The organism is Corynebacterium sp. AOP36-E1-14, assembly GCF_052377495.1.
GTDB lineage: Bacteria > Actinomycetota > Actinomycetes > Mycobacteriales > Mycobacteriaceae > Corynebacterium.
In genome coordinates, this window is sequence record NZ_JBQSWV010000022.1 from 1 (window position 1) to 22,873 (window position 22,873).

Genomic DNA, 22,873 nt, shown 5'->3' on the forward strand with positions numbered 1-22,873 from the left:
AACTAACCCACCAAGAAGAATCAAGGGGACGCCGTTGCGGCTGAGATTCAAGGTACACCATCACGTTGCGAGTACGCAACCCGGCGGTTAACAGCCGATGAAGTGTGCACCTCGTGCCAGCACCACCCGGACTGTGTCCCGGTGTCTCGCTGACTCGCATTAATCTACACACATGCCGATGGCCCCACAACTTCGCTGGTCAGCGGGTTGCGGGGCCATTTCTCCTTCCGTGGAAGGGATGTTCTAGCCGACGTGCACGCCGGCGAAGCGCTTCTTGCCCTTCCTCAGCACGAGCCAGTCACCGGCCAGGAGGTCCTCCGAACCCGGTGCCCACTCCGGGTCGGAGACGCGCACGTTGTTCACGTAGGCACCACCTTCACCGATCGTCCGGCGAGCAGCACCCTTCGACTTCTCCAGTCCGGTGGCGACCAACAGGCCCACGACCCCGGTCCCCGGTGCGACCTCGGCGACCTCGGTCTCCGACAGTGCACCTCCCAGGGTCTGCTCGTCGAGCTCGGCGAGTTCTGCCTTACCGAAGAGTGCCTCCGCAGCCTTCTCGACCTTCGCCACCGCCTCGTCACCGTGGACCAGGGACGTCATCTCACGGGCGAGCACCCGCTGGGCCTCCCGCTTGAACGGTCGCTCAGCCACCTCCTGCGCCAACCGGTCCAGCTCGACCTGGTCGAGGAAGGTGAACCAACGCAGGTAACGGATCACGTCGGCGTCCGCCGCGTTCAGGAAGTACTGGTACCAGCTGTACGGGCTGGTCATCTCCGGGTCGAGCCAGAGCTTGCCGCCACCGGTGGACTTACCGAACTTGCGTCCCTCCGAGTCCGTGACCAGTGGGACGGTGAGGCCGTGGACGGTCTCCCCGTCCAGCCGACGGTTCAGGTCGACACCCGAGACGATGTTGCCCCACTGATCGGATCCACCGATCTGCAGCCGGCAGTCGTGCGCGCGACGCAGCTCCACGAAGTCGTTGGCCTGCAGCAGCATGTAGGAGAACTCGGTGTAGCTCATCCCGTCCGACTCAAGGCGACGCTTCACCGTGTCCCTGGCGAGCATCGTGTTCAGGCCGAAGTTCTTCCCCAGGTCACGCAGGAAGTCGATGGCCGTCATCTTCTCGGTCCACTCGATGTTGTTCGCCGGGATCGCGGCGTTGCCCCCCTCGAAGGAGACGAACCGTGCGAGCTGCTTCTTGATCCGCTCGACGTTCGCTGCGACCTCGTCGACCGAGAGCATGGTGCGCTCCCCGACGTCGCGCGGGTCTCCGATCATGCCGGTGGCACCGCCGGCCATGACGATCGGCGTGTGCCCGGCACGCTGCAGACGCGCCAGCATCAGCAGCGGCACCAGGTGCCCGGCGTGCAGCGACGGGCCCGTCGGGTCGAAGCCGACGTAGGCGGTGGTCGGGGTGTCGAGCTCCTCGTGGAGGGCGTCGAGGTCGGTGGACTGTGCGACGAGGCCCCGCCACTGCAGTTCGTCGAGGATGTTGGTGTTGTCGGTCATTCCTGTGGTTCCTTCTGTACTTCCCGTGATGGAGTTAGATACCGGTCAGCGGCCAGCTGACGGCTTCGTCGGCGAGCAGGACGGGGATGCCGTCCTGCACCGGATAGGCCACGCTCAGCCGTGGGTTGACCAGATAGTCACCGTGGACCTCCAGGGACTGCTTGTCCTGGGGGCACACGAGGATCTCGAGAAGTCGGGAATCGATCATGCGCTCAGTCTATCCGCATTCGCGGCCCCCGTCCGCACAGGGTGGTGAACAGGCTGACCCACTGCGTGGCGTCCAGCTCCTTGGGCAGTGCAGCGTCCGGCACACCCGCTTCACGCAGTGCGTCCTGCACGTCCCGCACGCCACGGCCGCGGATGCCGCCGGGCCCGCGTCGCCGCGACGCGTGGACCAGGATCTGCCTGATCCCGTGGCCCTTCCCGGTGAAGACCCCATGAACGAAGGCACGGTAGCGTGCACGGTCCCGGACGTCGAGGAGAGGCTCGCGCCGTCGACTCATCACCAGCACTCCCCCGTCCACCGTCGGACGCGGACGGAAGTGCCCGGCGGGCACCCGTCCGTGGAGGTCGAAGGTGATCCACGGCCACCACTGCGCCGTCATCATCGTCGCGCCACCGACACCGGCGCGTCGCCGTGCGACCTCCCACTGGGTGATCACCACCGCATCGGTCCACCCCGGAGCATGCAGGACCCGTCGCAGCATCGCCGTGGTCAGGTGGAACGGCAGGTTGCCCACGATGCGGTACGGCGAGTCGGGCAGGAGGAACTCGAGGAAGTCCTGCTCGACGATGTGGACGGCCGGGTCCAGTCTCTGCTCCAGCCACCGGACGTTGTCCGGGTCGATCTCGACGACGGTCAGCGACCCGCCGCCTCCGCCGCGCAGGACCCGGTCCTGGAGCGGGAACGTCAGCGCACCGTGACCGGGACCGATCTCGACGGTGTCGCCTCTGTCATCTCTGTCAACTCTGTCATCGCCGTCATCTCGGTGGACGAGTCCGACGACCTTCCTGATCGTCGCGTCGTTGACGAGGTAGTTCTGGCCGTTCTCGTGACGACCGTTGTTGGGCCTGTAGGTAGGCAAGGAAATGCACACTCCGCGGAAAAGCTGTCCCGACGGGTCCTGGTGTGGACCTGCGTCCGGGACGTGTTCCGGGCACGCCGAAAGCGCCGCCCGGCTGGACTGGCTGAGCGGCGGGTGCGCCTGTTGGCGTTGTCTACTTCCCCCGGGTGACGCGCGACGACGCGCGTTGCCGTGTGCACCCACCGACGACTCCGGCGGACCGGAGCCGTGCGGCGGTGTAGTTGACGGCGTACATGGTGTTCATGACACCGGACGCTATCAGCGCAGCGGTGTCCCCGTCCACACCCGCGCGTCGGCGACCGCGTCCTCGACGCGTCCGAGCTGCTCTGCGACCCGCACGCCGGCGGTGCCGCCGCGGGTCGAGCGCGATGCCACCGCACCGTCGACGGTGAGGACCTCGCGGACCTCCGGGGTGAGCCCCGGGTGCACGCCGGACAGCTCGTCGTCGGTGAGGTCGACCAGGTCCACTCCCCTGCTCTCGGCGATGCGCACGCACTGACCGGACGCCTCGTGGGCGTCGCGGAAGGGAACACCCTGGCGGACCATCCACTCGGCGAGGTCGGTGGCCAGGGTGAACCCGGCGGGAGCGAGCTCGCGCAGACGCTGCGGGTGGAAGGTCAGCGTGCCGACCAGCCCGGCCATCGCCGGCAGCAGCAGCCGCAGCTGCGCCACCGAGTCGACGATGGGCTCCTTGTCCTCCTGCAGGTCACGGTTGTAGGCCAACGGCAGTGCCTTGAGCGTGGCCAGCAGGCCGGTGTGGTTGCCGATGAGCCGGCCGGTCTTGCCACGCATCAGCTCGGCGACGTCCGGGTTCTTCTTCTGCGGCATGATCGACGAACCGGTCGACCACTCGTCCGCGAGGGTCACGTAGCCGAATTCGGGGGTCGACCAGGCGATGATCTCCTCGGCCAGACGCGACAGGTCCACGGCGACCTGCGCCAGCACGAAGGAGGTCTCCGAGGCGAAGTCGCGCGAACTCGTCGCGTCGATCGAGTTGTCGCCGGCGGAGTCGAAACCGAGGTCCGCGGCAATCGCCTCCGGGTCCAGCGCCAGCGAGGAACCCGCCAGCGCGCCGGAGCCGTACGGGGACACGGCCAGACGCCTGTCCAGGTCACGGAACCGGGCGACATCGCGCAGCAACGGCTGCGCGTGCGCCAGCAGCTGGTGTCCCAGCAGCACCGGCTGTGCCGCCTGGAAGTGCGTCTTGCCCGGCATCACCACGTCCGGGTTCTCCTGGGACTGCGCGACCAGGGCGTCGACCACGTCGAGCACGCCGTCGGTGGTCTCACGCACCGCGTCGCGCACCCACATGCGGAACAACGTGGCGACCTGGTCGTTACGGGAACGACCCGCACGCAACCGACCGCCGACCTCCGGGCCGACCCGGTCGATCAGCCCGCGCTCCATCGCGCCGTGGACGTCCTCGTCGCCGGCGTCCGGACCGAAGGCGCCGGACGCGACGTCCTCACCCAGGCGGGTGAGCCCGTCGAGCATCGTGGCCAGGTCCTCGTCGGAGAGCAGCCCGGCCCGGTGCAGCACCTTGGCGTGCGCCGTGGAGGCCAGCACGTCGTAGGGGGCCAGCACCCAGTCGAAGTGCGTCGACTTGCTCAACGCGGCCATCGCCTCGGTGGGTCCGCCGGCGAACCGGCCGCCCCACAGTGCGCCCTCGTTGGTGCCGTGCTTCTCGATCGGCTTCTCGGTCGGCTTGTCGGTCATATGTCCTTACTTCCCGCCGCGGTCGCGCTTGTTGGCGATCTTGGAGGACAGGCCGTGCAGCTCCACGAAGCCCTTCGACATGGTCTGGTCGAAGGTGTCGCCGGTGTCGTAGGTCGCCAGGTTGAAGTCGTAGAGCGAGGAGTCGGAGCGACGCCCGTTGACCACGATCGAACCGTTGTGCAGGACCAGGCGGATGTCGCCGGTCACGTGCTCCTGGGTGGACTCGACGAAGGCGTCCAGGGAACGCTTCAGCGGGGAGAACCAGAGTCCGTCGTAGACCTGGTTGGACCACTCGGCGTCGATGCCGCGCTTGTAGCGGGCCAGCTCGCGCTCGATGGTCACGTCCTCCAGCGCCTCGTGGGCACGGATCAGGGTCAGGGCACCCGGGGCCTCGTAGACCTCGCGGGACTTGATGCCGATCAGGCGGTCCTCGACCATGTCGAGACGGCCCACGCCCTGCGCACCGGCACGACGGTTGAGCTCCTCGATCGCCTGCAGCACGGTGACCTCACGGCCGTCGATCGCCACGGGCTTGCCGGACTTGAAGGAGATGATGACCTCGTCGGGGGCCTGTCCCAGGGACGGCTCCTCGGTGTAGGCGTAGAGGTCCTTCGTCGGCGGGTTCCACAGGTCCTCCAGGAACCCGGTCTCCACGGCACGGCCCCACACGTTCTGGTCGATGGAGAACGGCGAGGACGCCGACTGCTCGATCGGGACGTTGTTCTCCTCGGCGAAGGCGATCGCCTTGTCGCGGGTCCAGGCGAAGTCGCGGGCCGGGGCGATGATCTTCAGGGACGGGTCGGTGTCCATGAAACCGACCTCGAAGCGGACCTGGTCGTTGCCCTTGCCGGTGCAACCGTGGGCCACGTGGGTGCCGCCGTGCTGCTGCGCCGCCTCGACGAGGTGCTTGACGATCAGCGGGCGGGAGATCGCCGAGACCATCGGGTACTGCTTCATGTACATCGCGTTCGCCTTGATGGTCGGGAGGCAGTACTCCTCGGCGAACTCGTCACGGGCGTCGACGACGATGGACTCGACCGCACCGGCGCCGATGGCGCGCTGGCGGACGGACTCCATGTCCTCGCCGCCCTGGCCGAGGTCGATGGAGACGGCGACGACGTCGCCGCCGGTCATCTGCTTGAGGTAGGGGATGGCGACGGTGGTGTCGAGGCCACCGGAGTAAGCGAGTACGACGCGGTCAGTCATGTTGTTCGTCGGTCCTTTCGGATGAGGGTTGCGTTGGGTCAAGTCTATCTGGTGCGTGGTCGTCCACGGCCGGTGGGGACAGAACCGCCGGGGCCGGCGACACCGAGATCTCGTGGAGGTGCTCTGCCAGGGCACGCCCGTCGACGGGGTCCCTCGCCAGCACGAAGACGGTGTCGTCACCGGCGATGGTGGCCACCACCTCCGGCAGCTCCGAGCGGTCGATCACGCTGGCGAGGTACTGCGCCGCGCCCGGCGGGGTGCGCAGCACCGCGGTGTTGCCGGAGTGGTCGGTGCCCACCAGGAGTTCCACGAGGATGCGGCGCAGGCGTGCCGGGCCGTCGGCGGGGATCTCCCCGTCCGGCGAGCCGAGGCTGTAGACCGACTGCCCCTCGGAGCGCACCTTGCGCGCCCCGAGGTCCACCAGGTCGCGGGACAGCGTGGCCTGGGTGATGTCGACCCCTTCGTCGGCGAGCAGGTCCAGCAGCTGGCGTTGGCTCGTCACACGACGGCCCTCGACCAGGCGCGAGATCAGTCCCTGCCGGGCCGAGCGGGTCAGCGGCCCCGTGTTGTTCGGTCCGTTCGGGTTGTTCAGCGCAGCAGCCATTCCAGCAGCGCCTTCTGTGCGTGGAGCCGGTTCTCCGCCTCATCGAAGACGATCGACTGCGGACCGTCGATCACCTCGGCGGCCACCTCGTAGCCGCGGTAGGCGGGCAGGCAGTGCATGAACACCGCGTCCTTGTCGGCGGTCGCCATCATCTCGGCGGTGACCTGGAAGGGCGCCAGCGCCTCGGTGTCGCGGTCGGCGTCCATGCCCATGGACACCCAGGTGTCCGTGATGACCACGTCCGCACCGGTCACGTCCGGTCGGTCGGTCACCGTCAGCGTGGCACCGGTCTCGTCGGCACGGGCCTGCGCGCGGTCGACGAAACGCTGTTCGGGCTGGAAGCCCTGCGGAGCGGCGATGGTGATGTCCACCCCGGCGGTGGCGAAACCGAGCATGTAGGAGTTGGCCATGTTGTTGGCCCCGTCGCCGAGGTAGACGGCCTTGAGCCCCTTGAGCTCCCCCTTGTGCTGACGGATGGTCAGCAGGTCGGCGAGGATCTGGCAGGGATGGAAGTCGTCGCACAGCGCGTTGATGATCGGCACGGTGGCGGTCTCCGCCATGTCGTGCAGGTTCTGGTGCGCGCCGGTACGCCACACCACGGCGTCCACGAAGCGGGAGAGCACCGCGCCGGTGTCCTGGTAGGACTCCTTCTTGCCCATCTGGGACTTGCCGGAGTCCACCACGACGGGGTGTCCGCCGAGCTGGTTGATGCCCACGTCGAAGGAGAAACGGGTGCGGGTCGAGGTCTTGTCGAACAGCACGGCCACGGACTTGTTACGCAGGCTCGTGCGGTAGGGGTCCTGGACCATCTCCATACCCAGGTCGAGGATCTCGGCCTGTTCGGCGACGGTCACCGCGTCGTCGGCGAGGAAGTGACGGGTCATGACAGCAGCTCCTTGATGGTGGTGAGGGATTCACGGAGGTCGGTCTCCGTGACGGTCAACGGGGGGACGAGACGCAGGACGTCCGGCGCCGGCTGGTTGACCAGCAGTCCGGCGGCCAGTGCCTGACCGACGAGCCCGGGGTGGGCCTCGGTGAGCACCACGCCGAGCATCAGGCCGCGTCCGCGGATGTGCGAGACGGTGTCCAGCGGCTCCAGTTCGGCGCGGACCAGCTTCTCCATCTCGACGACGTGCTCGAGAAGGTTCTCGGAACGGATCGTGTCGACCACGGCGTTGCCGGCGGCGCAGGCCACGGGGTTGCCGCCGAAGGTCGAACCGTGCTGGCCCTTGGCCAGCAGCTGGGCGGCGGGGGTCGCGGCGACGCAGGCGCCGATGGGCAGGCCGCCGCCGAGCCCCTTGGCCAGGGTGACGACGTCCGGCAGGACGTCCTCGACCTGGTAGCCGAACCACTGTCCGGTGCGTCCCATCCCGGCCTGGACCTCGTCCACGACCATGAGGATCCCGTACTCGTCGCACAGGGCGCGGACGTCACGCAGGAAACCCTCGGGTGCAGGCACCACGCCGGTCTCCCCCTGGATCGACTCCAGGAAGATCGCCGCGGTGTCAGACACCAGGCCGTCCTGCTCGACGAGGGAACGCAGCGCGTCGATGTCCCCGTAGGGGTAGAACTCCACGCCGCCGGGCAGCGGTTCGAAGGGTGCCCGCTTGTCCGGCTGGCCGGTGAGCGCGAGTGCACCCATGGTACGGCCGTGGAACCCGTGTTCGGCGGCCAGCACGCGGCCACGTCCGGTGAGCCGGGCGATCTTGAACGCCGCCTCGTTGGCCTCGGCGCCGGAGTTGGAGAAGAACACCTGGGCGTCCGGGGCGATGAGGCCCTGAAGGGCGGTGGCCAGCGCGATGGCCTGCGGGTGTGCGTGGATGTTCGAGGTATGCCCCAGCGTGGCGATCTGGTCGCTCACGGCCTGCACGATCGCCGGGTGGGCGTGGCCCAGGGCGTTGACCGCGATGCCGGCGAGCAGGTCGATGTACTCCCGGCCGTCGGCGTCGGTGACCCGCGCGCCGGAGCCGGAGACCAGTTCGATCTCCGGGGTGCCGTAGGTGGGCATCACCGCGGACTCCCAGGCTGACTTCCAGCCGGACTTCCAGTTCTTCGTGTCGTTCTCAGGCATGGGGCGACTCCCAGTCGTCACGGGCGATCATCGTGCCGATGCCGCCCTCGGTCATGAGCTCGAGGATCACGGAGTGGCGCTCACGTCCGTCGATCACGTGTGCCGCGGAGACCCCGGTGCGCACGGCGGACAGGCAGGCCTCCATCTTCGGGATCATGCCGGAGTCCAGGTCCGGCAGGATCTTCTCGAGCTGGTCCGGGGCGATCCTGGACACCAGGGAACTCTTGTCCGGCCAGTCGGTGTACAGGCCCTCCACGTTGGTGAGCACCACGAGGCGCTCCGCGCCGACGGCGGCGGCCAGCGCGCCGGCCGCGGTGTCGGCGTTGATGTTGTGGACCAGCCCGTCCTCGTCGGGGGCGAAGGGGGCGACGACGGGGATGCGTCCGGCGTCGATGAGGTCCATCAGCACCTCGGCGTTGACGTGGGAGATGTCGCCGACCCGGCCCAGGTCGACCTCGACCCCGTCCACCGTGGCGGTGCGCTTGACGGCGGTGAACAGGCCGGCGTCCTCCCCCGAGGTGCCCACGGCGAAGGGGCCGTGCTGGTTGATGAGGTTCACCAGTTCGCGTCCGACCTTGCCGAAGAGCACCATGCGCACGTACTCCATGGTCTCCGGGGTCGTCACCCGGAACCCGCCGACGAACTCGCCGGGCAGGTCGACCTTCTCCAGCATCTCGGTGATCTGGGGGCCGCCGCCGTGGACCACGATCGGGTGGGCGCCGACCGAGCGCAGGAAGGCCATGTCGGCGGCGAAGGCCTGTTTGAGTTCCTCGTCGATCATGGCGTTGCCGCCGTACTTCACCACCACGATCTTGTCGCGGTAGTGCAGCAGCCAGGGCAGTGCCTCGGCGAGCACGTTCGCCCGGGTCGCCGGGTCGAGGTCGGTGGCGCCGCGGTAGACGACCTTCTCGGGGTCAGGTTCGGTCATGGTGTTTCCCTCGTCGTCTAGGAGCTGTAGGCGGAGTTGATGTGGACGTAGTCGTGGGAGAGGTCCGTGGTCCAGACCGTGGCCTTGCCTTCTCCCCCGGTGCCGAGGTCGACGAGGACGTCGATGTCCTCGCCGGAGAGGTCCACGTCCCGGGCCCCGGGGGCGCCGGTGGAGTCCACGCAGACGGGGTGGCCGTTGAAGCTGACCGAGATACCGTCGGGGTCCATGGCCACCGGCGCCATGCCCACGGCGGCGAGGGTGCGTCCCCAGTTCGGGTCGGAGCCGAACATGGCGCACTTGAAGAGGCTGTCGCGCCCGAGGACGCGGGCGGCGGTCTTCGCCTCGGCGTCGGAGTCGGTGCCGGTGACGGTGATCGCCACCCGCTTGGTCACGCCCTCGGCGTCGGCCTGGAGCTGGCGCGCCAGGTCGAGGCACACGGCGTGCACGGCGGCGCGGAACTCCACGTCGTCGGGGGTCACGCCGGAAGCGCCGTTGGCCATGAGGATCACCGTGTCGTTGGTGGAGGTGGAACCGTCGATGTCGACGCAGTCGAAGGTGACCTCGCTGGACGCCTTGAGCGCGGGTGCCGGGTCCTCGACGTGGGCGTCGGTGGTCAGCACGATCAGCATCGTGGCCAGCGAGGGGGCCATCATGCCCACACCCTTGCCCATACCGCCGAGGGACCAGCCGTCGCCGTGGTACACGGCCTGCTTGCTGACCAGGTCGGTGGTCATGATCGCCTCGGCGGCGGCGGTGCCCGCCTCCGGGGACTGCGCCCGGTCGTCCCCCACCTGGCCGGTCAGGGTCTCCACGCCGGCCAGGATCTTGTCCATCGGCAGGGTGTCGCCGATCAGGCCGGTGGAGCACACGGCGATCTCGGAGGACGCCACGCCGAGGTGCTCCGCGACGGCGTCGGCGGTGGCCGCGGCGTCCACGTCGCCCTGGGCGCCGTTGCACGCGTTGGCGTTGCCGGCGTTGAGGATCACCGCGTGGAAGGTGCCGTCGTTGTTCGCGCGGGTGAGCTTCACCGGCGAGGCGACGACCCGGTTGCGGGTGAAGACCGCCGCGGCGGTGTACTCGGGGCCGTCGTTGACGACGAGTGCCATGTCCGGGTTGCCGGACGGCTTGATGCCCGCGGTGGTCGAGGCCGCGCGGAAGCCGGCGGCGGCGGTGACGCCGAGGGCCTCGGTGGTCTGCTCCACGGCGTTCTCCGGCTCGGTGTCCCGGGGCTCGGTGATGTGGTCCGGGAAGGTCGCGGAGTCGTTCGGGTCGAAGGTATCGCTCATGTCCGTTGTTCTCCTACAGTCCGGCCATCGGCAGGCCGGCGGTCTCGTACCAGCCCTGGATCAGGTTGAGGCACTGCACGGCGGCGCCGGCGGTGCCCTTGGTCAGGTTGTCGATCGCACTGGTGGCGACCACCACACCGTCGGTCACGGTGACCTGGATGTGCGCCATGTTGGTTCCGACCACACTCTTGACCTCGGGCTGTTCGCCCTCGGGAAGCAGGTGGAGGAAGGGTTCGTCGGCGCAGTAGTCCTCGTAGGCGGCGCGCAACTCGGCGGCGCTGCCGTTCGCGGCGGCGGTGACGGTGGTCAGGATGCCACGTCCCAGCGGTGCCAGGACCGGGGTGAAGGTGACCTTCGCGCCACCGGACCCAGCGGCACCACCACCAGGCAGGACGCGACGGATGTTCTGCGCGATCTCCGGGGTGTGCCGGTGCGTGCCGACCTTGTAGGCCCGCACGTTGCCCATCGTCTCCCCGCCCAGCAGGGCGACGGCGGGCTTCTTGCCGGCGCCGGTGACGCCGGTGACGGAGACGACGGACACCTCGGGGCTCATCAGGCCGGCGGCCATGGCGGGCAGCAGGGCCAGGGTGGCCCCGGTCGGGAAGCAGCCGGGCACGGCGACGCCGGACGCCGCGGCGATGGTGTCGCGGTTGCCGGGCAGTTCGGGGATGCCGTAGGGCCAGCTGCCGGGGTAGTCGCCGCCGTAGTAGGCGTCCCAGTCGGCCTTGTCGGTCAACCGCCGGTCGGCGCCGCAGTCCAGCACCACGGTGTCGCCGAGGTCGAGGGAGGACGACACCCCGTGCGGCAGGGCGAGTATGGCGACGTCGTGGCCGGCCAGGACCTCATTGGTGGTCTCCTCGACGGTGCGGTCGGCGAGCTGCGGCAGGCCGGGGACGAGGTCCCCGAAGCGCTGGCCGGCATTGGACGCACCGGTGAGTGCGCCGATCCGGAAGTCCCGGCCGTGGCCGGGGTGGTTGAGGAGGAGGCGGAGGGCCTCGCCACCGGCGTACCCGCTGGCGCCTGCGACTGCGATGGATATCATCGTGCAAGTATGCACCCGCACGACCACGAGCGCAAGTTATGCACGAATCCGGTTTTTATGCAGGACGCCCCCCTGCCCCGCGCGGTCTAGCCGCGCAGCGTCGCGCCGACGGCGGTCGCCGCGGCGTCCACGGCCGCGCCGCGTGCCTCGGACGCCTCGTCCTCGGTCAACGTGCGGTCGGCGGCGCGGAAGCGCAGGGTGAAGGTCAGCGACCGCTTGCCCTCGCCCAGGGCGTCGGAGTGGTAGACGTCGAACAACCGGATGTGCTCCAGCAGTTCTCCGGCACCGGAGACCAGCGCGGCCTCCACGTCGGCGACCGGGGTCGTCTCGTCGACGACGACGGCGACGTCCTGGTTCACCGCGGGGAAGGGTGAGAGCACCGGGCGCGGGAAGGACTCCGCCAGCGGCAACGCGTCGAGGTTCATCTCCAGCGCCACGGTCCGCTTCGGCAGACCGGCCCGCTCGCAGACCTGCGGGTGCAGCTCACCAGCGTGGCCGACCACGGTCTCCCACGCCGCTTCGCCTGCGCCACCCACGACGATCTCGGCGCAGCGTCCGGGGTGCCACGGCAGGTACTCCGCGTTGCGCAGGGTGACCTCGACGCCGGCGGCGCGGGCGATGACCGTCGCCGCCTCCAGCACGTCGGACGCCTCGAAAGGCTCGGCGGCACCCCAGGTTCCCTGCAGGACGCGGTCGCCCGCGGCGATGACCGCGACGTTGAGCGGCTGGTACGGCAGTGACGCCAGCAGTGTCGCCGCCTCGTCCTCGGAGGGGCGCTGCGCCACCGAGGGCATCGGCGAGGTGCCCGAGACCTCGGTGGGCAGGGTCACCTGCTCGACACCGTAGAGGGCCACGTCGTGCTGACCGCGGGTGATGTTGCGGCGCAGTGAGTCGATCATCGACGGCAGCAGGCTCGTGCCGATGGTCGCCACGTCGCTCTCCAGCGGGTTCAGCACGCGGACGGCCGAGCGGCGCGGGTCGTCGGCGTCCAGACCCCAGACGTCGAAGACGTCGTTGGCGATGAACGGGCTGGGCAGGATCTCCACGTAGCCGTTCCACGCCAGGGCGTGACCGACCGAACGGCGCATCCGCTGGCGCGGCGAGAGGCCACGTCCGGCCGGGGCGGTGGGCACGATCGAGGGGATCTTGTCGAGCCCCTCGAGCCGCAGCACCTCCTCGACGAGCTCGGCGGGCATGGTGAGGTCGGGACGCCACGTGGGCGGGGTGACCTCGATGGCCTTGGCCCCGTTCGCGTCGCGCTCCCCGGTCTCACGGACCGTGCAGCCGACCTCGGTGAGCCGGGAGACGGTGGTGCCGGTCGGGTAGATCATCCCGGCGGTCTTGCCCGGACGCGAGGTGTGCATGTCGATCACCGGCATGGCGGGAACCTCACCGACCAGGCTGACACCGGCGACGACCTCGCCACCGGCGATGCGGGTCAGCAGGGCGACGGCGAAGTCGAGGGCGGCCTCGATGACCGCCGGGTCGGTGCCACGCTCGAAACGACGCGAGGACTCCGAGGACAGGCGGTGGCGACGCGAGGTACGGGCCACGGTGATCTGGTCGAAGAAGGCGGCCTCGAAGTACACGCTGGTGGTCGAGGCGGAGATCTCGGAGGTCGAACCTCCCATGACCCCGGCCATCGACTGGATGCCGGTGGCGTCGGAGATCACGACGTCCTCACCGGACAGGGTGCGCTCCACACCGTCCAGCGTGGTGATCGTCCTGCCCTCGGGGGCGAGGCGGACGTGCAGGTCACCGGTGATGCGGTCGGCGTCGAAGGCGTGCATCGGCTGCCCGAGCAGGAACATGACGTAGTTCGTCACGTCCGTCGCGGCGTTGACCGGACGCTGACCGCACAGCAGCAGTTCACGCTGCAGCCAGTAGGGGGACTCGGCGGCCGGGTCGACGCCGACGACCTTTCGGATGCCGAAACGGGCACACTTCGTGGCCTCGTCGACGGTCACCTCCGGCAGATCGCCTCGCCCGGTGCCCTGCGGCAGACCGGCGAGCAGGTCGGTCGGCAGCGCGGCGGCCGCCGGGTCCTTCGCCGGGTCGCGGAAGGTCAGGGAGAAGGAGCTGGCGAGTTCACGGGCGAGGCCGCGGGCGGACAGCGCGTAGCCGCGGTCCGGGGTGATGTTGACGTCGAAGACGGTGTCGTCGAGGCCGAGGAACTCGCGGGCGTCCGCGCCCACGGCGATCCGGGCGTCCTGCGCCTCGTCGCCACGGATGGCGATGATGCCGGCGGTCTGGACCTTGGCCAGGCCCAGCTCGGCGGCGGAGCACATCATGCCCTCGGACGTGCGGCCGTAGGTCTCGCGGGCGCTGATCTCGAACCCGCCGGGCAGCACCGCACCGGGCAGGGAGACGATGACGATGTCACCCTCGCGGAAGTTCCGCGCACCGCAGATGATGTGCTGCAGCTCGCCGGTGCCGTTGGCGTCGGCCACGTCGACGTCCACGTAGCGGATCGGCTTCTTGAACCCCTCGAGCTCCTCGATGGAGGCGACCCGGCCGAAGACGAGCGGCCCGGTGGTCTCGGCGATGCGCTCGTAGCCCTCGGTCTCGAAGCCGACGCGCACGAAGCCGGCGTCCAGCTCCTCGGAGGGCACGGAGAACGGCGCGGTGGAGGTCTGGAGAAGGCGGGTGAGCCAGGACTGTGAGATCAGCATTGACGGGTGCTCGGTTCCTCTAGGTGGTACGGGTTGGTGCGGGGTTCTGCTGCGGAATCAGCCACGGATGCCGAAGGGCTCGGTGAAGCGGACGTCGCCCTCCACCATGTCACGCATGTCCGGAAGGCCGTTGCGGAACTGGAGGGTGCGCTCGATGCCCATACCGAAGGCGAAACCGGAGTAGACCTCCGGGTCCACGCCCATGGCGGTCAGGACGTTGGGGTTGACCATGCCGCAGCCGCCCCACTCGATCCAGCCCGGGCCGCCCTTCTTGTTGGGGAACCACACGTCGACCTCTGCGGAGGGTTCGGTGAAGGGGAAGTAGTTCGGGCGGATGCGGGTGGTGGCGTCCTCACCGAAGAGGGTGCGTGCCAGGTGGTCGAGGGTGCCCTTGAGGTGCGCCATCGTCAGGCCCTTGTCCACGGCCAGCCCCTCCACCTGGTGGAAGACCGGGGTGTGGGTGGCGTCGAGCTCGTCGGTGCGGAACACCCGGCCGGGGCAGGCGATGTAGACTGGGACGTCGCGTTCCAGCAGCGTGCGGACCTGCACCGGGGAGGTGTGGGTACGCAGCACCTGGCCGGAGCCCTCGGGCCCGACGTGGAAGGTGTCCTGCAGCGTGCGGGCCGGGTGGTCCGGCAGGAAGTTCAGGGCGTCGAAGTTGAAGTACTCCGCCTCGACCTCCGGCCCCTCGGCGATCTCCCAGCCCATGCCCACGAAGATGTCGGCGATCTGCTCGGAGAGGATGGTGATCGGGTGCTGCGCGCCACGCTGGCCACGGGTGGTCGGCTCGGTGACGTCGATACGCTCGGCGGCGAGAACCTCTGCGTTGCGCCGCTCCTCGAGCACGGTCTTCGCCGCGGCGAAGGCCTTCTCGATACGTCCGCGCGCCTGGTTGACCAGCCGGCCGGCGTCCTTGCGCTGGTCCTTCGGCAGCGAGCCGAGGTTGCGCCGGGCCGCGGGCACGGGGGCGTCGTCGCCGAGGTGGTCACGCCGCAACGTGGCCAGCTCGTCGAGGTTCCCCGCCGCGGAGAACGCCTTCTCCGCGGCCTCAGCCGCAGCGTCCAACCCGGCTTCACTCATGTCGATGTCGTCAGCCACCTAGCGCACCTCGCACTCAATCTTGTCCCGGTCGATCCCTTTTGGAGTCGACTCAAGATAATACCAATGACCCCCACCACTGCGGGGTGTCGGGGACGTGAACACCGCGGACCTCAGCCCCGGCGGGCGACGCGGGCCGTCTCGTACAGACAGATCGCCGCGGCGGTGACAAGGTTGAAGCTCTCCGCCATGCCCGCCATGGGGATGGAGACCCTCACGTCGGCCAGGTCCTGCCAGTCGCCGAGACCGTGGGCCTCGTTGCCGAACAGCCAGGCGACCTTGCCGGCGAGCAACGCCGGTCCGTCCTGCGCGGTGGCGGCGTCGTCGAGGGAGACGTCCCCTTCACCGGAGGTCGCCAGGACGGTGTAGCCCCACTCGTGGAGCTGGTCGATGACCTCGGCGACGCCGGTGTGCCGGACCACCGGGAGGTGGAAGACCGAACCCGCCGAGGCGCGGACGGCCTTGCCGCCCTGCGGGTCGACGCTGGAGCCGGCGAAGACGACGCCTGCGGCGCCGGTGGCGTCGGCGACGCGGACGAGCGCACCGGCGTTACCCGGTTCCGCCGTCTCCACGGGCACGGCGAGCATGCTGCCGTGCAGCGCACGCTCGGCCAGCCCGTCGAGGTCGGTGACGCAGGTGGTGCACAACGCGAAGATGCCGGTGGGGGTGACCGACTCCGACAGGGCCCTGGCCGCGCGGTCGGTGATCAGGTGGACGCGCACGCCACGGGCCTCGCCGACGGGGCCGTCGCCGTCGGCGTCCGATTCCCGAATGACCTCACGCTCGGCGGTGAGCCGGTCGAGCTCGCCGCCGACGGCCTCCAGGCCCTGCTCGGTGAGGTACACCTCGACCACGTCACCGTGGGCGAGGGCGGAGGTCACCGCGTTGGCGCCTTCGGCGACAAAGCGTCCTGCCTTGCGGCGCGCCTGGGCGCGGTGCAGCTTCGCGGCGTTGACGATGCGCGGGGTGCGTTCGGTGAACGGTTCATCGCCCATCCAGGTCCGCCAGTCGGAGGCGAGGGGGCGTGCGGGCGAAGGCGCGGAGGGCAGTGAAGTCATGGCTCCAGATTCTAGCGCCGACCCCGGACATGAAACGCCCCGCTCCCCCAACCTGCCGTGGATACACGAAACCGCGCCGACCGGCGTCGTGAAATGCACGATACCGGCGGGCGCGGTGAAACGTTCGGCGTTACCGCCGCAGGTCCTTAGTTGGACGCGGGGGCGTTGACGTCCTCGGGGAGGGCGGCCTTGGCGGCGTCGACCAGGGCGGTGAACGCAGCGGCGTCGGAGACGGCGATCTCGGCGAGGTTCTTACGGTCGACCTCGATGCCGGCGAGACGCAGGCCCTGGATCAGACGGTTGTAGGTGATGTCGTTCGCACGGGCGGCGGCGTTGATGCGCTGGATCCACAGCTTGCGGAACTCACCCTTGCGTGCGCGACGGTCGCGGAAGGCGTAGGTCTTCGAGTGGAGGACCTGCTCCTTGGCCTTGCGGTACAGGCGGGAGCGCTGGCCGCGGTAGCCGGAGGCCTCGTTGAGGATCTCGCGACGCTTCTTCTTCGCGTTCACTGAGCGCTTGACACGTGCCATGGTGGGACGTCCTTATCTTCTGGCTTCTTGATGTTCGGGCACCGGAGGTTGTTCCCTCGGTTCCCGGGAATTACGGGATTCGAGTCGAGACGGGCAGGAAGGCTTAAGCCTTGCCCAGCAGGCGCTTGACGCGCTTGACGTCGGCGGGAGCGACGTCCTCGGTGCCCTTGAGGCGACGGGTGCGCTTGGAGGGCTTGCCCTCCAGGAGGTGACGGCGGTTGGCCTGCTCGCGGCGCAGCTTGCCGGAACCGGTGACCTTGATGCGCTTGGCGGTGCCCTTGTGGGTCTTCTGCTTCATCGTGGATCCTTAACTTCTTCGTGAATGGGTGCCGACCGACGTCGGAGGTGCTACTTCTTGCCCTTGCGGACGGGGGACAGCACCATCGTCATATTGCGACCGTCCTGCTTGGCCCGGGTCTCAACAACGCCGTACTCACGCACGTCCTCGGCGAGTCGCTCGAGCAGTCGGAAGCCCAGCTCGGGGCGGGACTGCTCACGGCCGCGGAACATGATCGTGACCTTGACCTTCGACCCCTTCTCCAGGAAACGAACCACGTTGGACTTCTTCGTCTCGTAGTCGTTGTCGCTGATCTTGGGGCGGAACTTCTGCTCCTTGACCACGGTCTGCTGCTGGTTCTTGCGAGCCTCGCGAGCCTTCTGGTCCTGTTCGTACTTGAACTTGCCGAAGTCCATGATCTTGCACACGGGCGGCTTTGCGTTCGGTGCCACCTCGACGAGGTCGAGGTCGGCGTCATAGGCCAGCTTGCGTGCATCGTCGATTCGGACGATACCGACCTGTTCGCCCCCCGGACCGACGAGTCGGACCTCGGGAACTCGAATCCGGTCGTTTATGCGAGCTTGTGCGCTGATGAGAACTCCTCAGTAGCAGTGGTAGAAACGTGTACCGCGTACTGCGAGCGCAATCCCCCCGGGCGGCGCACAGGCACCGCACCTCGGACGGCCGTCGATCCACACACGTTGTGGTGGACACGACGACCGTTCGTTGACCCGAGCCCTGCACGAAGGCGGTCTCAGGTGGGAGAGACTCCACTTGCAGCCTGCCATCATTGACAGGCGGTAGTGCACACGACCATAGCAGTACCCCGGACGGGAAACAAGTCCTCCTGCCCCGCGGCGAACACTGCTAGCTTAAAGCGTATGAATGGAACTTCCACACCGGATGGTTCACGAGCTGACCTGGGGAGGTTGGGGGAAGACCTACGCGAGTCGCTGCGGAGGTCTGAGATCGCACACCGGGACACCGTCCGCATCGCCTCCGAAGTCCTCGGCAGACTCGAAAGCCTAGACAACCCAGAGACCCCAGAGCACCGTACGTACGCCGAGCATCCGGGGGCGCCTGCGGGCACCTCTCCCCCGCCGCAACAGCAGCCACGCCCCGAGGCCTGGCCTGCCGGGCCACCTGCCGGGCAGCAACCAGTACAGCAACCACCGATCCAGCACCCCGCACGGCATCCGTACCCGACTGCGGCCGTCCCGCACCGTCCTTTCCCGAACGCCTCTGCCTCCGCCCCCGGCCCCGTGGCGTCGTACATGGCGGACAAGGACAAGATCACCGTCGGGGTCTCGATCCTCGGCGCGGTCATCACCGTGATCGGACTGGTGTTCCTTGCCGTCCAGGCGTTCAGCCGCGGCTGGCTCGGACCCGCCACCGCGGTGACCGGTGCAGCGGTGATCTGCCTGGCGCTGATCGCCCTGGCCTTCATCGTGCACCGTCGTAGCCCACGGGGGCCGTCCGCGCCAGCGCTGCTGAGTGTAGGAGTACTGGGCCTGTTCACCGATCTCTGGGTTCTGGTGTTCGGCCTTGAGTGGCTGGCACCCACCGCCGGGATCGTCCTGGTCGCCGCGCTCGCGGTGGCAGGCCTGTTCACCGCCTGGGCGTGGGGACGCCAACCGCTCGCCGTGATCCTCGTGGCGGCAGGCACGGTGTTCCTCACCCCGGCGATCATCTACCTGCTCGACGTCACGGCGACGACGCGGTTCGACGCTCTCGCGCTGATCGTCCTGGGACTGCTCGGCGCCACGACCACATGGCACCGCCCGTGGCCCGCCGCGTCCGGGACATCGGCCGCGGTCTACGTCCTGGGACTCCTCGTCCTCGACGTCGGCGGCCAGCACACGGCGCTGGCCGTCAGCGGTCTCGTCGGGGTGCTGGTGATGGCGTGGCTGTCCCTGTCGCCGCCGCTGCAGCCGACGGCACTGTCGGTGTTCTCCCGGTGGATCCCTGTCTCGCTGTTGCCCGTGATGCTCCTCGTGTCGTCCTCCGGCGACGACGACAGCGACCTCGGCTTGACCGGTGGCGTCGTGGCCTGCCTGGTGATCGCCGGTGCCACCACCGCCTTCGCGGTCGTCGGCGCTGCAGTCACCGGGGCCGCACTGCGACCGGTCGACGGTGACCAGAATCCACCGACCGTGGCCGGCGGATTGCGGTGTGCACTGTGCTGCGGCGTCGCCGGCCTCGTCATCGTGGTCGCCACCCGCCAGATGGACATCTACTCGGTGGAGGCGATGGTGTGGATGATCGTCCTGCTGGCGATCGCCACGACGTTGATCGTCCTGGCCGACAGGCTGCCGGTCACCCTGGTGTGGACCGTCTTCATCCTGACCCTCGCCTACTGCCTGCCCCGGGTGGCACCCGCGTGGTTCGACACACCTGCCTCGCCGATCCTGACATGGCCGGTGCTTGTCCTGCTGGCGGTGCCCGGGGCGCTGATACTGCGGTCGGCCGGGGTGCTGGGAGCGACGAAGGAGATCATCGTCGGTCTCGCCGCCGTCCTGCTCATCGTCGTGAGCTCGGCGATCCCGCTGATCTTCATGACCTTCAGCACCGGGGACCTGGCGTTCATGGCCGGGCACCTCGTGATGTCGGTGACCTGGATGAGCCTGGGCGTGATGATGCTCGCCCGGGACAACGGTGCGGTCGGCCTGGCCCTGGCCTTGCTCGCCACGGCAAAACTGGTCTTCTACGACCTGTCCGCCCTGGCCGGGCTGATCCAGGTCGCAGCCTTCATCATCTGCGGTGCGATCCTGCTGGTGACCGCGGTACTGCGGGAACGCCACCGCACCGACACGGCGGACACCCCCGCCGGGGTCTGAACGGTCTGACAGGCCTGACCGGTCAGACCATCTCCTTGAGGAAGTGGCCGGTGTGGGACGCCTCCACGGCGGCCACCTGCTCGGGAGTGCCCTCGGCGACCACGGTGCCACCACCGGAACCGCCCTCCGGGCCCATGTCGATCAGCCAGTCCGCCGCCTTGATCACGTCGAGGTTGTGCTCGATGACCAGCACGGTGTTGCCCTTGTCCACGAGTCCCTGGATGACGAGCATGAGCTTGCGGATGTCCTCGAAGTGCAGTCCGGTCGTCGGCTCGTCGAGGATGTAGACGGTCCGGCCGTTGGAGCGCTTCTGCAGTTCACTGGCCAGCTTCACTCGCTGGGCCTCACCACCGGACAGCGTGGTCGCCGCCTGCCCGAGCCGCAGGTAACCCAGGCCCACGTCGACCAGGGTCACGAGGTACCGGGCGATGGAGGTGATCGGGGCGAAGAACTCGGCGGCCTCGCTGATGGGCATGTCGAGGACCTCGGAGATGGTCTTGCCCTTGTAGTGGACCTCCAGGGTCTCCCGGTTGTACCGGGCACCCTCGCACACCTCGCAGGGCACGTAGACGTCCGGCAGGAAGTTCATCTCGATCTTCAGCGTGCCGTCACCGCGGCAGGCCTCACAGCGCCCGCCCTTGACGTTGAAGCTGAACCTGCCCGCCTTGTAGCCGCGGACCTTCGCCTCGGTGGTCTCGGCGAAGAGGTTGCGGATCTTGTCGAAGACACCCGTGTAGGTCGCGGGGTTCGACCGGGGCGTCCGCCCGATCGGGCTCTGGTCCACACGTACGAGCTTGTCGAGCTGGTCGAGGCCGGTGACCTTGCGGTGGTGGCCGGGCACCTGGCGGGCACCGTTGAGCTCATTGGCCAGCACCTGCGCGAGGATACCGTTGACCAAACTCGACTTTCCGGAGCCGGACACCCCGGTGACGCAGGTCAGGATCCCCAGGGGGAAGTCGACGGTGACATCCTTGAGGTTGTTCTCCGTCGCCCCGTGCACGGTGATCTTGCGGGACGTGTCGACCGGGCGACGCTTGTCCGGCACGGCGAGCACCTTGCGCCCGGACAGGTACTGCCCGGTAAGCGACTCCTCGGCGTCGATGATGCCGTCCGGCTCGCCCTCGTAGACGATCCGTCCGCCGTACTCGCCGGCACGCGGGCCGATGTCCACGAGCCAGTCGGCCGTGCGGATCGTCTCCTCGTCGTGCTCCACGACGATCAGCGTGTTGCCGATGTCCCGGAGGTGCTTGAGGGTGCTGATCAGCCTCTTGTTGTCACGCTGGTGCAGCCCGATCGACGGCTCGTCGAGCACGTAGAGCACACCGGCCAGCCCGGACCCGATCTGCGTGGCCAGGCGGATACGCTGCGCCTCGCCGCCGGAGAGGGTGGCCGCGGCACGCGACAGGTTCAGGTAGTTCAGGCCCACGTCGAGCAGGAACGTCAACCGCGCCTGGATCTCCTTGAGCACGCGCCCGGCGATCATCTCGTCGCGCTTGGACAGGCTCAGCCGGTCGAGGAAGTCACTGGCGGCCTCGATGCTCAGTTCCGAGACGTCGGCGATGGACATCTCGCCGACCTCGGAGCCGATGGTGACCATCCGGATCTCCGGGCGCAGGCGGGTGCCTTCACAGGCCACGCACGGGACCTCGCGCATGTACCCCAGGAAGCGGTCCTTCTGGTGCTCACTCTCGGCCTGGTCGATCTTGCGGTGCAGGTAGGGCATCACGCCCTCGAAAGGCGCGGAGTACTGGCGCGAGCGGCCGTAACGGTTGCGGTAGCGCACCGTGATCTCCTCGGGGTGACCGTGGAGGACCGCCTTGCGCTCCTTCTTCGTCAGTTCCGACCACCGGGTCTGCGCACTGATGCCGATGTTCTCCGCCAACGCCGCGAGCAGTTTGTCGAAGTACTTGTGGTTCGGGCTCGACGCCCACGGGGCGATCGCCGTGATCAGCGGGGCGTCCGGGTCCGGGATGATCAGCGACTCGTCGACCTCCAGGCGGGTGCCGAGACCGTCACACACCGGGCAGGCGCCGTAGGGGCTGTTGAAGGAGAAGCTGCGCGGCTCGAGCTCGTCGATCGCCAGGGGGTGGCCGTTCGGGCAGGCCATGTGCTCGGAGAACCGCCGGTAACGGTTGTCGTCGGAGTCGTCGAGACCCACGAAGTCGATGACCACCCGGCCGTCCGCCAGGCGCAGCGCGGTCTCCACCGAGTCGGTGAGCCGCTGCTTCTGCGACTCCTTGACCTGCAGACGGTCCACGATCACGTCGATGTCGTGCTTGACCTGCTTCTCCAGGGTGGGCGGGTCGGACAGGCGGTAGGTCTCCCCGTCCACCAGCACACGCGAGTAGCCGTCCGAGGCGAGGTCCTCGAAGAGGTCCACGAACTCGCCCTTCCGGGTCCGCACCACCGGAGCGAGGACCTGGAACTTGAGCCCCTGCTCCATCTCCAGGATCTGGTCGACGATCTGCTGCGGCGTCTGCGCCTCGATGCGCTCACCGCACTCCGGGCAGTGCGCCACGCCGGTACGGGCGAACAGCAGTCGCAGGTAGTCGTGGATCTCCGTGATCGTACCGACGGTCGACCGGGGGTTGCGGTTCGTCGACTTCTGGTCGATCGACACCGCCGGCGACAGCCCCTCGATGAGGTCGACGTCCGGCTTGTCCATCTGCCCCAGGAACTGCCGGGCGTAGGACGACAACGACTCGACGTAGCGCCGCTGCCCCTCGGCGAAGATCGTGTCGAAGGCCAGGGACGACTTACCCGAGCCGGAGAGCCCGGTGAAGACGATCATCCGCTCACGCGGCAGGTCGATGTCCACGCCCTGCAGATTGTGTTCGCGCGCTCCGCGCACGGTGAGGATCTCAGCCACCCCGGGTCTCCTTCATGGAATGTCGCAAGTTGTGGTTGCACGTTGTGCTCGTCCCCGCCATGGTACGTGACGGCCCGGACACAGT

General features: G+C 68.6%; 18 protein-coding genes and 1 pseudogene. 1 reads left to right on the forward strand and 18 read right to left on the reverse strand.

Features of this window, described 5'->3' with window-relative positions:
- Positions 1-243 precede the first annotated feature (243 nt).
- The 17 genes and pseudogenes from tyrS to infC all read right to left on the reverse strand — a co-directional run bounded on the left by tyrS (position 244) and on the right by infC (position 17,675).
- Positions 244-1,509, reverse strand: a complete 1,266-nt coding sequence (gene tyrS / locus ACT3TD_RS10630; protein ID WP_441579949.1) for a tyrosine--tRNA ligase — start codon at positions 1,507-1,509, stop codon at positions 244-246.
- A 34-nt stretch (positions 1,510-1,543) separates the two neighbouring features.
- The gene (locus ACT3TD_RS10635; RefSeq protein ID WP_301441923.1) at positions 1,544-1,717 is read right to left on the reverse strand and encodes a Trm112 family protein; all 174 of its coding nucleotides are present in this window, start codon (positions 1,715-1,717) and stop codon (positions 1,544-1,546) included.
- A gap of 4 nt (positions 1,718-1,721) precedes the next feature.
- Entirely contained in the window at positions 1,722-2,594 is an 873-nt protein-coding gene (gene erm / locus ACT3TD_RS10640) for a 23S ribosomal RNA methyltransferase Erm (RefSeq protein ID WP_301441924.1), read from the reverse strand.
- 258 nt (positions 2,595-2,852) lie between these two features.
- A complete protein-coding gene (argH, locus tag ACT3TD_RS10645; RefSeq protein ID WP_301441940.1) occupies positions 2,853-4,283 on the reverse strand; it encodes an argininosuccinate lyase in 1,431 nt (476 codons plus the stop codon).
- A gap of 33 nt (positions 4,284-4,316) precedes the next feature.
- Positions 4,317-5,516, reverse strand: a complete 1,200-nt coding sequence (locus ACT3TD_RS10650; protein ID WP_301441925.1) for an argininosuccinate synthase — start codon at positions 5,514-5,516, stop codon at positions 4,317-4,319.
- A gap of 115 nt (positions 5,517-5,631) precedes the next feature.
- Positions 5,632-6,120, reverse strand: a pseudogene (locus tag ACT3TD_RS10655) (arginine repressor); the annotation flags it as partial.
- Positions 6,105-7,004 carry an ornithine carbamoyltransferase gene (gene argF, locus ACT3TD_RS10660; RefSeq protein WP_301441927.1) on the reverse strand — a complete coding sequence of 300 codons (900 nt, stop codon included), beginning with the start codon at positions 7,002-7,004 and terminating at the stop codon, positions 6,105-6,107. The pseudogene ACT3TD_RS10655 and the gene argF, both read right to left, overlap by 16 nt.
- Complete coding sequence (locus ACT3TD_RS10665) at positions 7,001-8,191, reverse strand: acetylornithine transaminase (RefSeq protein WP_301441928.1); 1,191 nt, start codon at positions 8,189-8,191, stop codon at positions 7,001-7,003. Before ACT3TD_RS10665 ends, argF begins: the two co-directional genes overlap by 4 nt.
- Entirely contained in the window at positions 8,184-9,119 is a 936-nt protein-coding gene (argB, locus tag ACT3TD_RS10670) for an acetylglutamate kinase (protein WP_301441929.1), read from the reverse strand. The genes ACT3TD_RS10665 and argB overlap by 8 nt, the downstream gene beginning before the upstream one ends.
- Before the next feature lie 17 nt (positions 9,120-9,136).
- Entirely contained in the window at positions 9,137-10,405 is a 1,269-nt protein-coding gene (argJ, locus tag ACT3TD_RS10675) for a bifunctional glutamate N-acetyltransferase/amino-acid acetyltransferase ArgJ (RefSeq protein ID WP_301441930.1), read from the reverse strand.
- Positions 10,406-10,418: 13 nt separating this feature from the next.
- The gene (gene argC, locus ACT3TD_RS10680) at positions 10,419-11,447 is read right to left on the reverse strand and encodes an N-acetyl-gamma-glutamyl-phosphate reductase (RefSeq protein ID WP_301441931.1); all 1,029 of its coding nucleotides are present in this window, start codon (positions 11,445-11,447) and stop codon (positions 10,419-10,421) included.
- 86 nt (positions 11,448-11,533) lie between these two features.
- A complete protein-coding gene (gene pheT / locus ACT3TD_RS10685; protein ID WP_301441932.1) occupies positions 11,534-14,119 on the reverse strand; it encodes a phenylalanine--tRNA ligase subunit beta in 2,586 nt (861 codons plus the stop codon).
- A 57-nt stretch (positions 14,120-14,176) separates the two neighbouring features.
- Positions 14,177-15,199 carry a phenylalanine--tRNA ligase subunit alpha gene (pheS, locus tag ACT3TD_RS10690; protein ID WP_301441941.1) on the reverse strand — a complete coding sequence of 341 codons (1,023 nt, stop codon included), beginning with the start codon at positions 15,197-15,199 and terminating at the stop codon, positions 14,177-14,179.
- Between the two features lie 131 nt (positions 15,200-15,330).
- Positions 15,331-16,275, reverse strand: coding sequence for a TrmH family RNA methyltransferase (locus tag ACT3TD_RS10695; protein WP_441579219.1), 945 nt, complete (start codon positions 16,273-16,275; stop codon positions 15,331-15,333).
- Positions 16,276-16,421: 146 nt separating this feature from the next.
- A complete protein-coding gene (gene rplT / locus ACT3TD_RS10700; RefSeq protein WP_301441933.1) occupies positions 16,422-16,805 on the reverse strand; it encodes a 50S ribosomal protein L20 in 384 nt (127 codons plus the stop codon).
- 103 nt (positions 16,806-16,908) lie between these two features.
- On the reverse strand, positions 16,909-17,103 hold the full coding sequence (rpmI, locus tag ACT3TD_RS10705) for a 50S ribosomal protein L35 (protein WP_075815429.1): 195 nt from the start codon (positions 17,101-17,103) through the stop codon (positions 16,909-16,911).
- Positions 17,104-17,153: 50 nt separating this feature from the next.
- A complete protein-coding gene (gene infC, locus ACT3TD_RS10710; protein WP_301441943.1) occupies positions 17,154-17,675 on the reverse strand; it encodes a translation initiation factor IF-3 in 522 nt (173 codons plus the stop codon).
- Positions 17,676-18,356: 681 nt separating this feature from the next.
- Here infC and ACT3TD_RS10715 point away from each other — a divergent pair.
- On the forward strand, positions 18,357-19,919 hold the full coding sequence (locus tag ACT3TD_RS10715; RefSeq protein ID WP_441588248.1) for a hypothetical protein: 1,563 nt from the start codon (positions 18,357-18,359) through the stop codon (positions 19,917-19,919).
- A gap of 22 nt (positions 19,920-19,941) precedes the next feature.
- Here ACT3TD_RS10715 and uvrA read toward each other — a convergent pair whose 3' ends face one another.
- A complete protein-coding gene (gene uvrA / locus ACT3TD_RS10720; RefSeq protein WP_301441935.1) occupies positions 19,942-22,788 on the reverse strand; it encodes an excinuclease ABC subunit UvrA in 2,847 nt (948 codons plus the stop codon).
- Positions 22,789-22,873 lie beyond the last annotated feature (85 nt).

Coding starts and splice junctions, on each gene's coding strand:
- ACT3TD_RS10650 (WP_301441925.1), bottom strand. CDS start 5,516: ATGACTGACCGCGTCGTACTCGCTTACTCCGGTGGCCTCGACACCACC.
- pheS (WP_301441941.1), bottom strand. CDS start 15,199: ATGAGTGAAGCCGGGTTGGACGCTGCGGCTGAGGCCGCGGAGAAGGCG.
- argB (WP_301441929.1), bottom strand. CDS start 9,119: ATGACCGAACCTGACCCCGAGAAGGTCGTCTACCGCGGCGCCACCGAC.
- ACT3TD_RS10715 (WP_441588248.1), top strand. CDS start 18,357: ATGGCGGACAAGGACAAGATCACCGTCGGGGTCTCGATCCTCGGCGCG.
- ACT3TD_RS10665 (WP_301441928.1), bottom strand. CDS start 8,191: ATGCCTGAGAACGACACGAAGAACTGGAAGTCCGGCTGGAAGTCAGCC.
- rplT (WP_301441933.1), bottom strand. CDS start 16,805: ATGGCACGTGTCAAGCGCTCAGTGAACGCGAAGAAGAAGCGTCGCGAG.
- rpmI (WP_075815429.1), bottom strand. CDS start 17,103: ATGAAGCAGAAGACCCACAAGGGCACCGCCAAGCGCATCAAGGTCACC.
- ACT3TD_RS10695 (WP_441579219.1), bottom strand. CDS start 16,275: ATGACTTCACTGCCCTCCGCGCCTTCGCCCGCACGCCCCCTCGCCTCC.
- tyrS (WP_441579949.1), bottom strand. CDS start 1,509: ATGACCGACAACACCAACATCCTCGACGAACTGCAGTGGCGGGGCCTC.
- argJ (WP_301441930.1), bottom strand. CDS start 10,405: ATGAGCGATACCTTCGACCCGAACGACTCCGCGACCTTCCCGGACCAC.
- argC (WP_301441931.1), bottom strand. CDS start 11,447: ATGATATCCATCGCAGTCGCAGGCGCCAGCGGGTACGCCGGTGGCGAG.
- ACT3TD_RS10635 (WP_301441923.1), bottom strand. CDS start 1,717: ATGATCGATTCCCGACTTCTCGAGATCCTCGTGTGCCCCCAGGACAAG.
- pheT (WP_301441932.1), bottom strand. CDS start 14,119: ATGCTGATCTCACAGTCCTGGCTCACCCGCCTTCTCCAGACCTCCACC.
- argF (WP_301441927.1), bottom strand. CDS start 7,004: ATGACCCGTCACTTCCTCGCCGACGACGCGGTGACCGTCGCCGAACAG.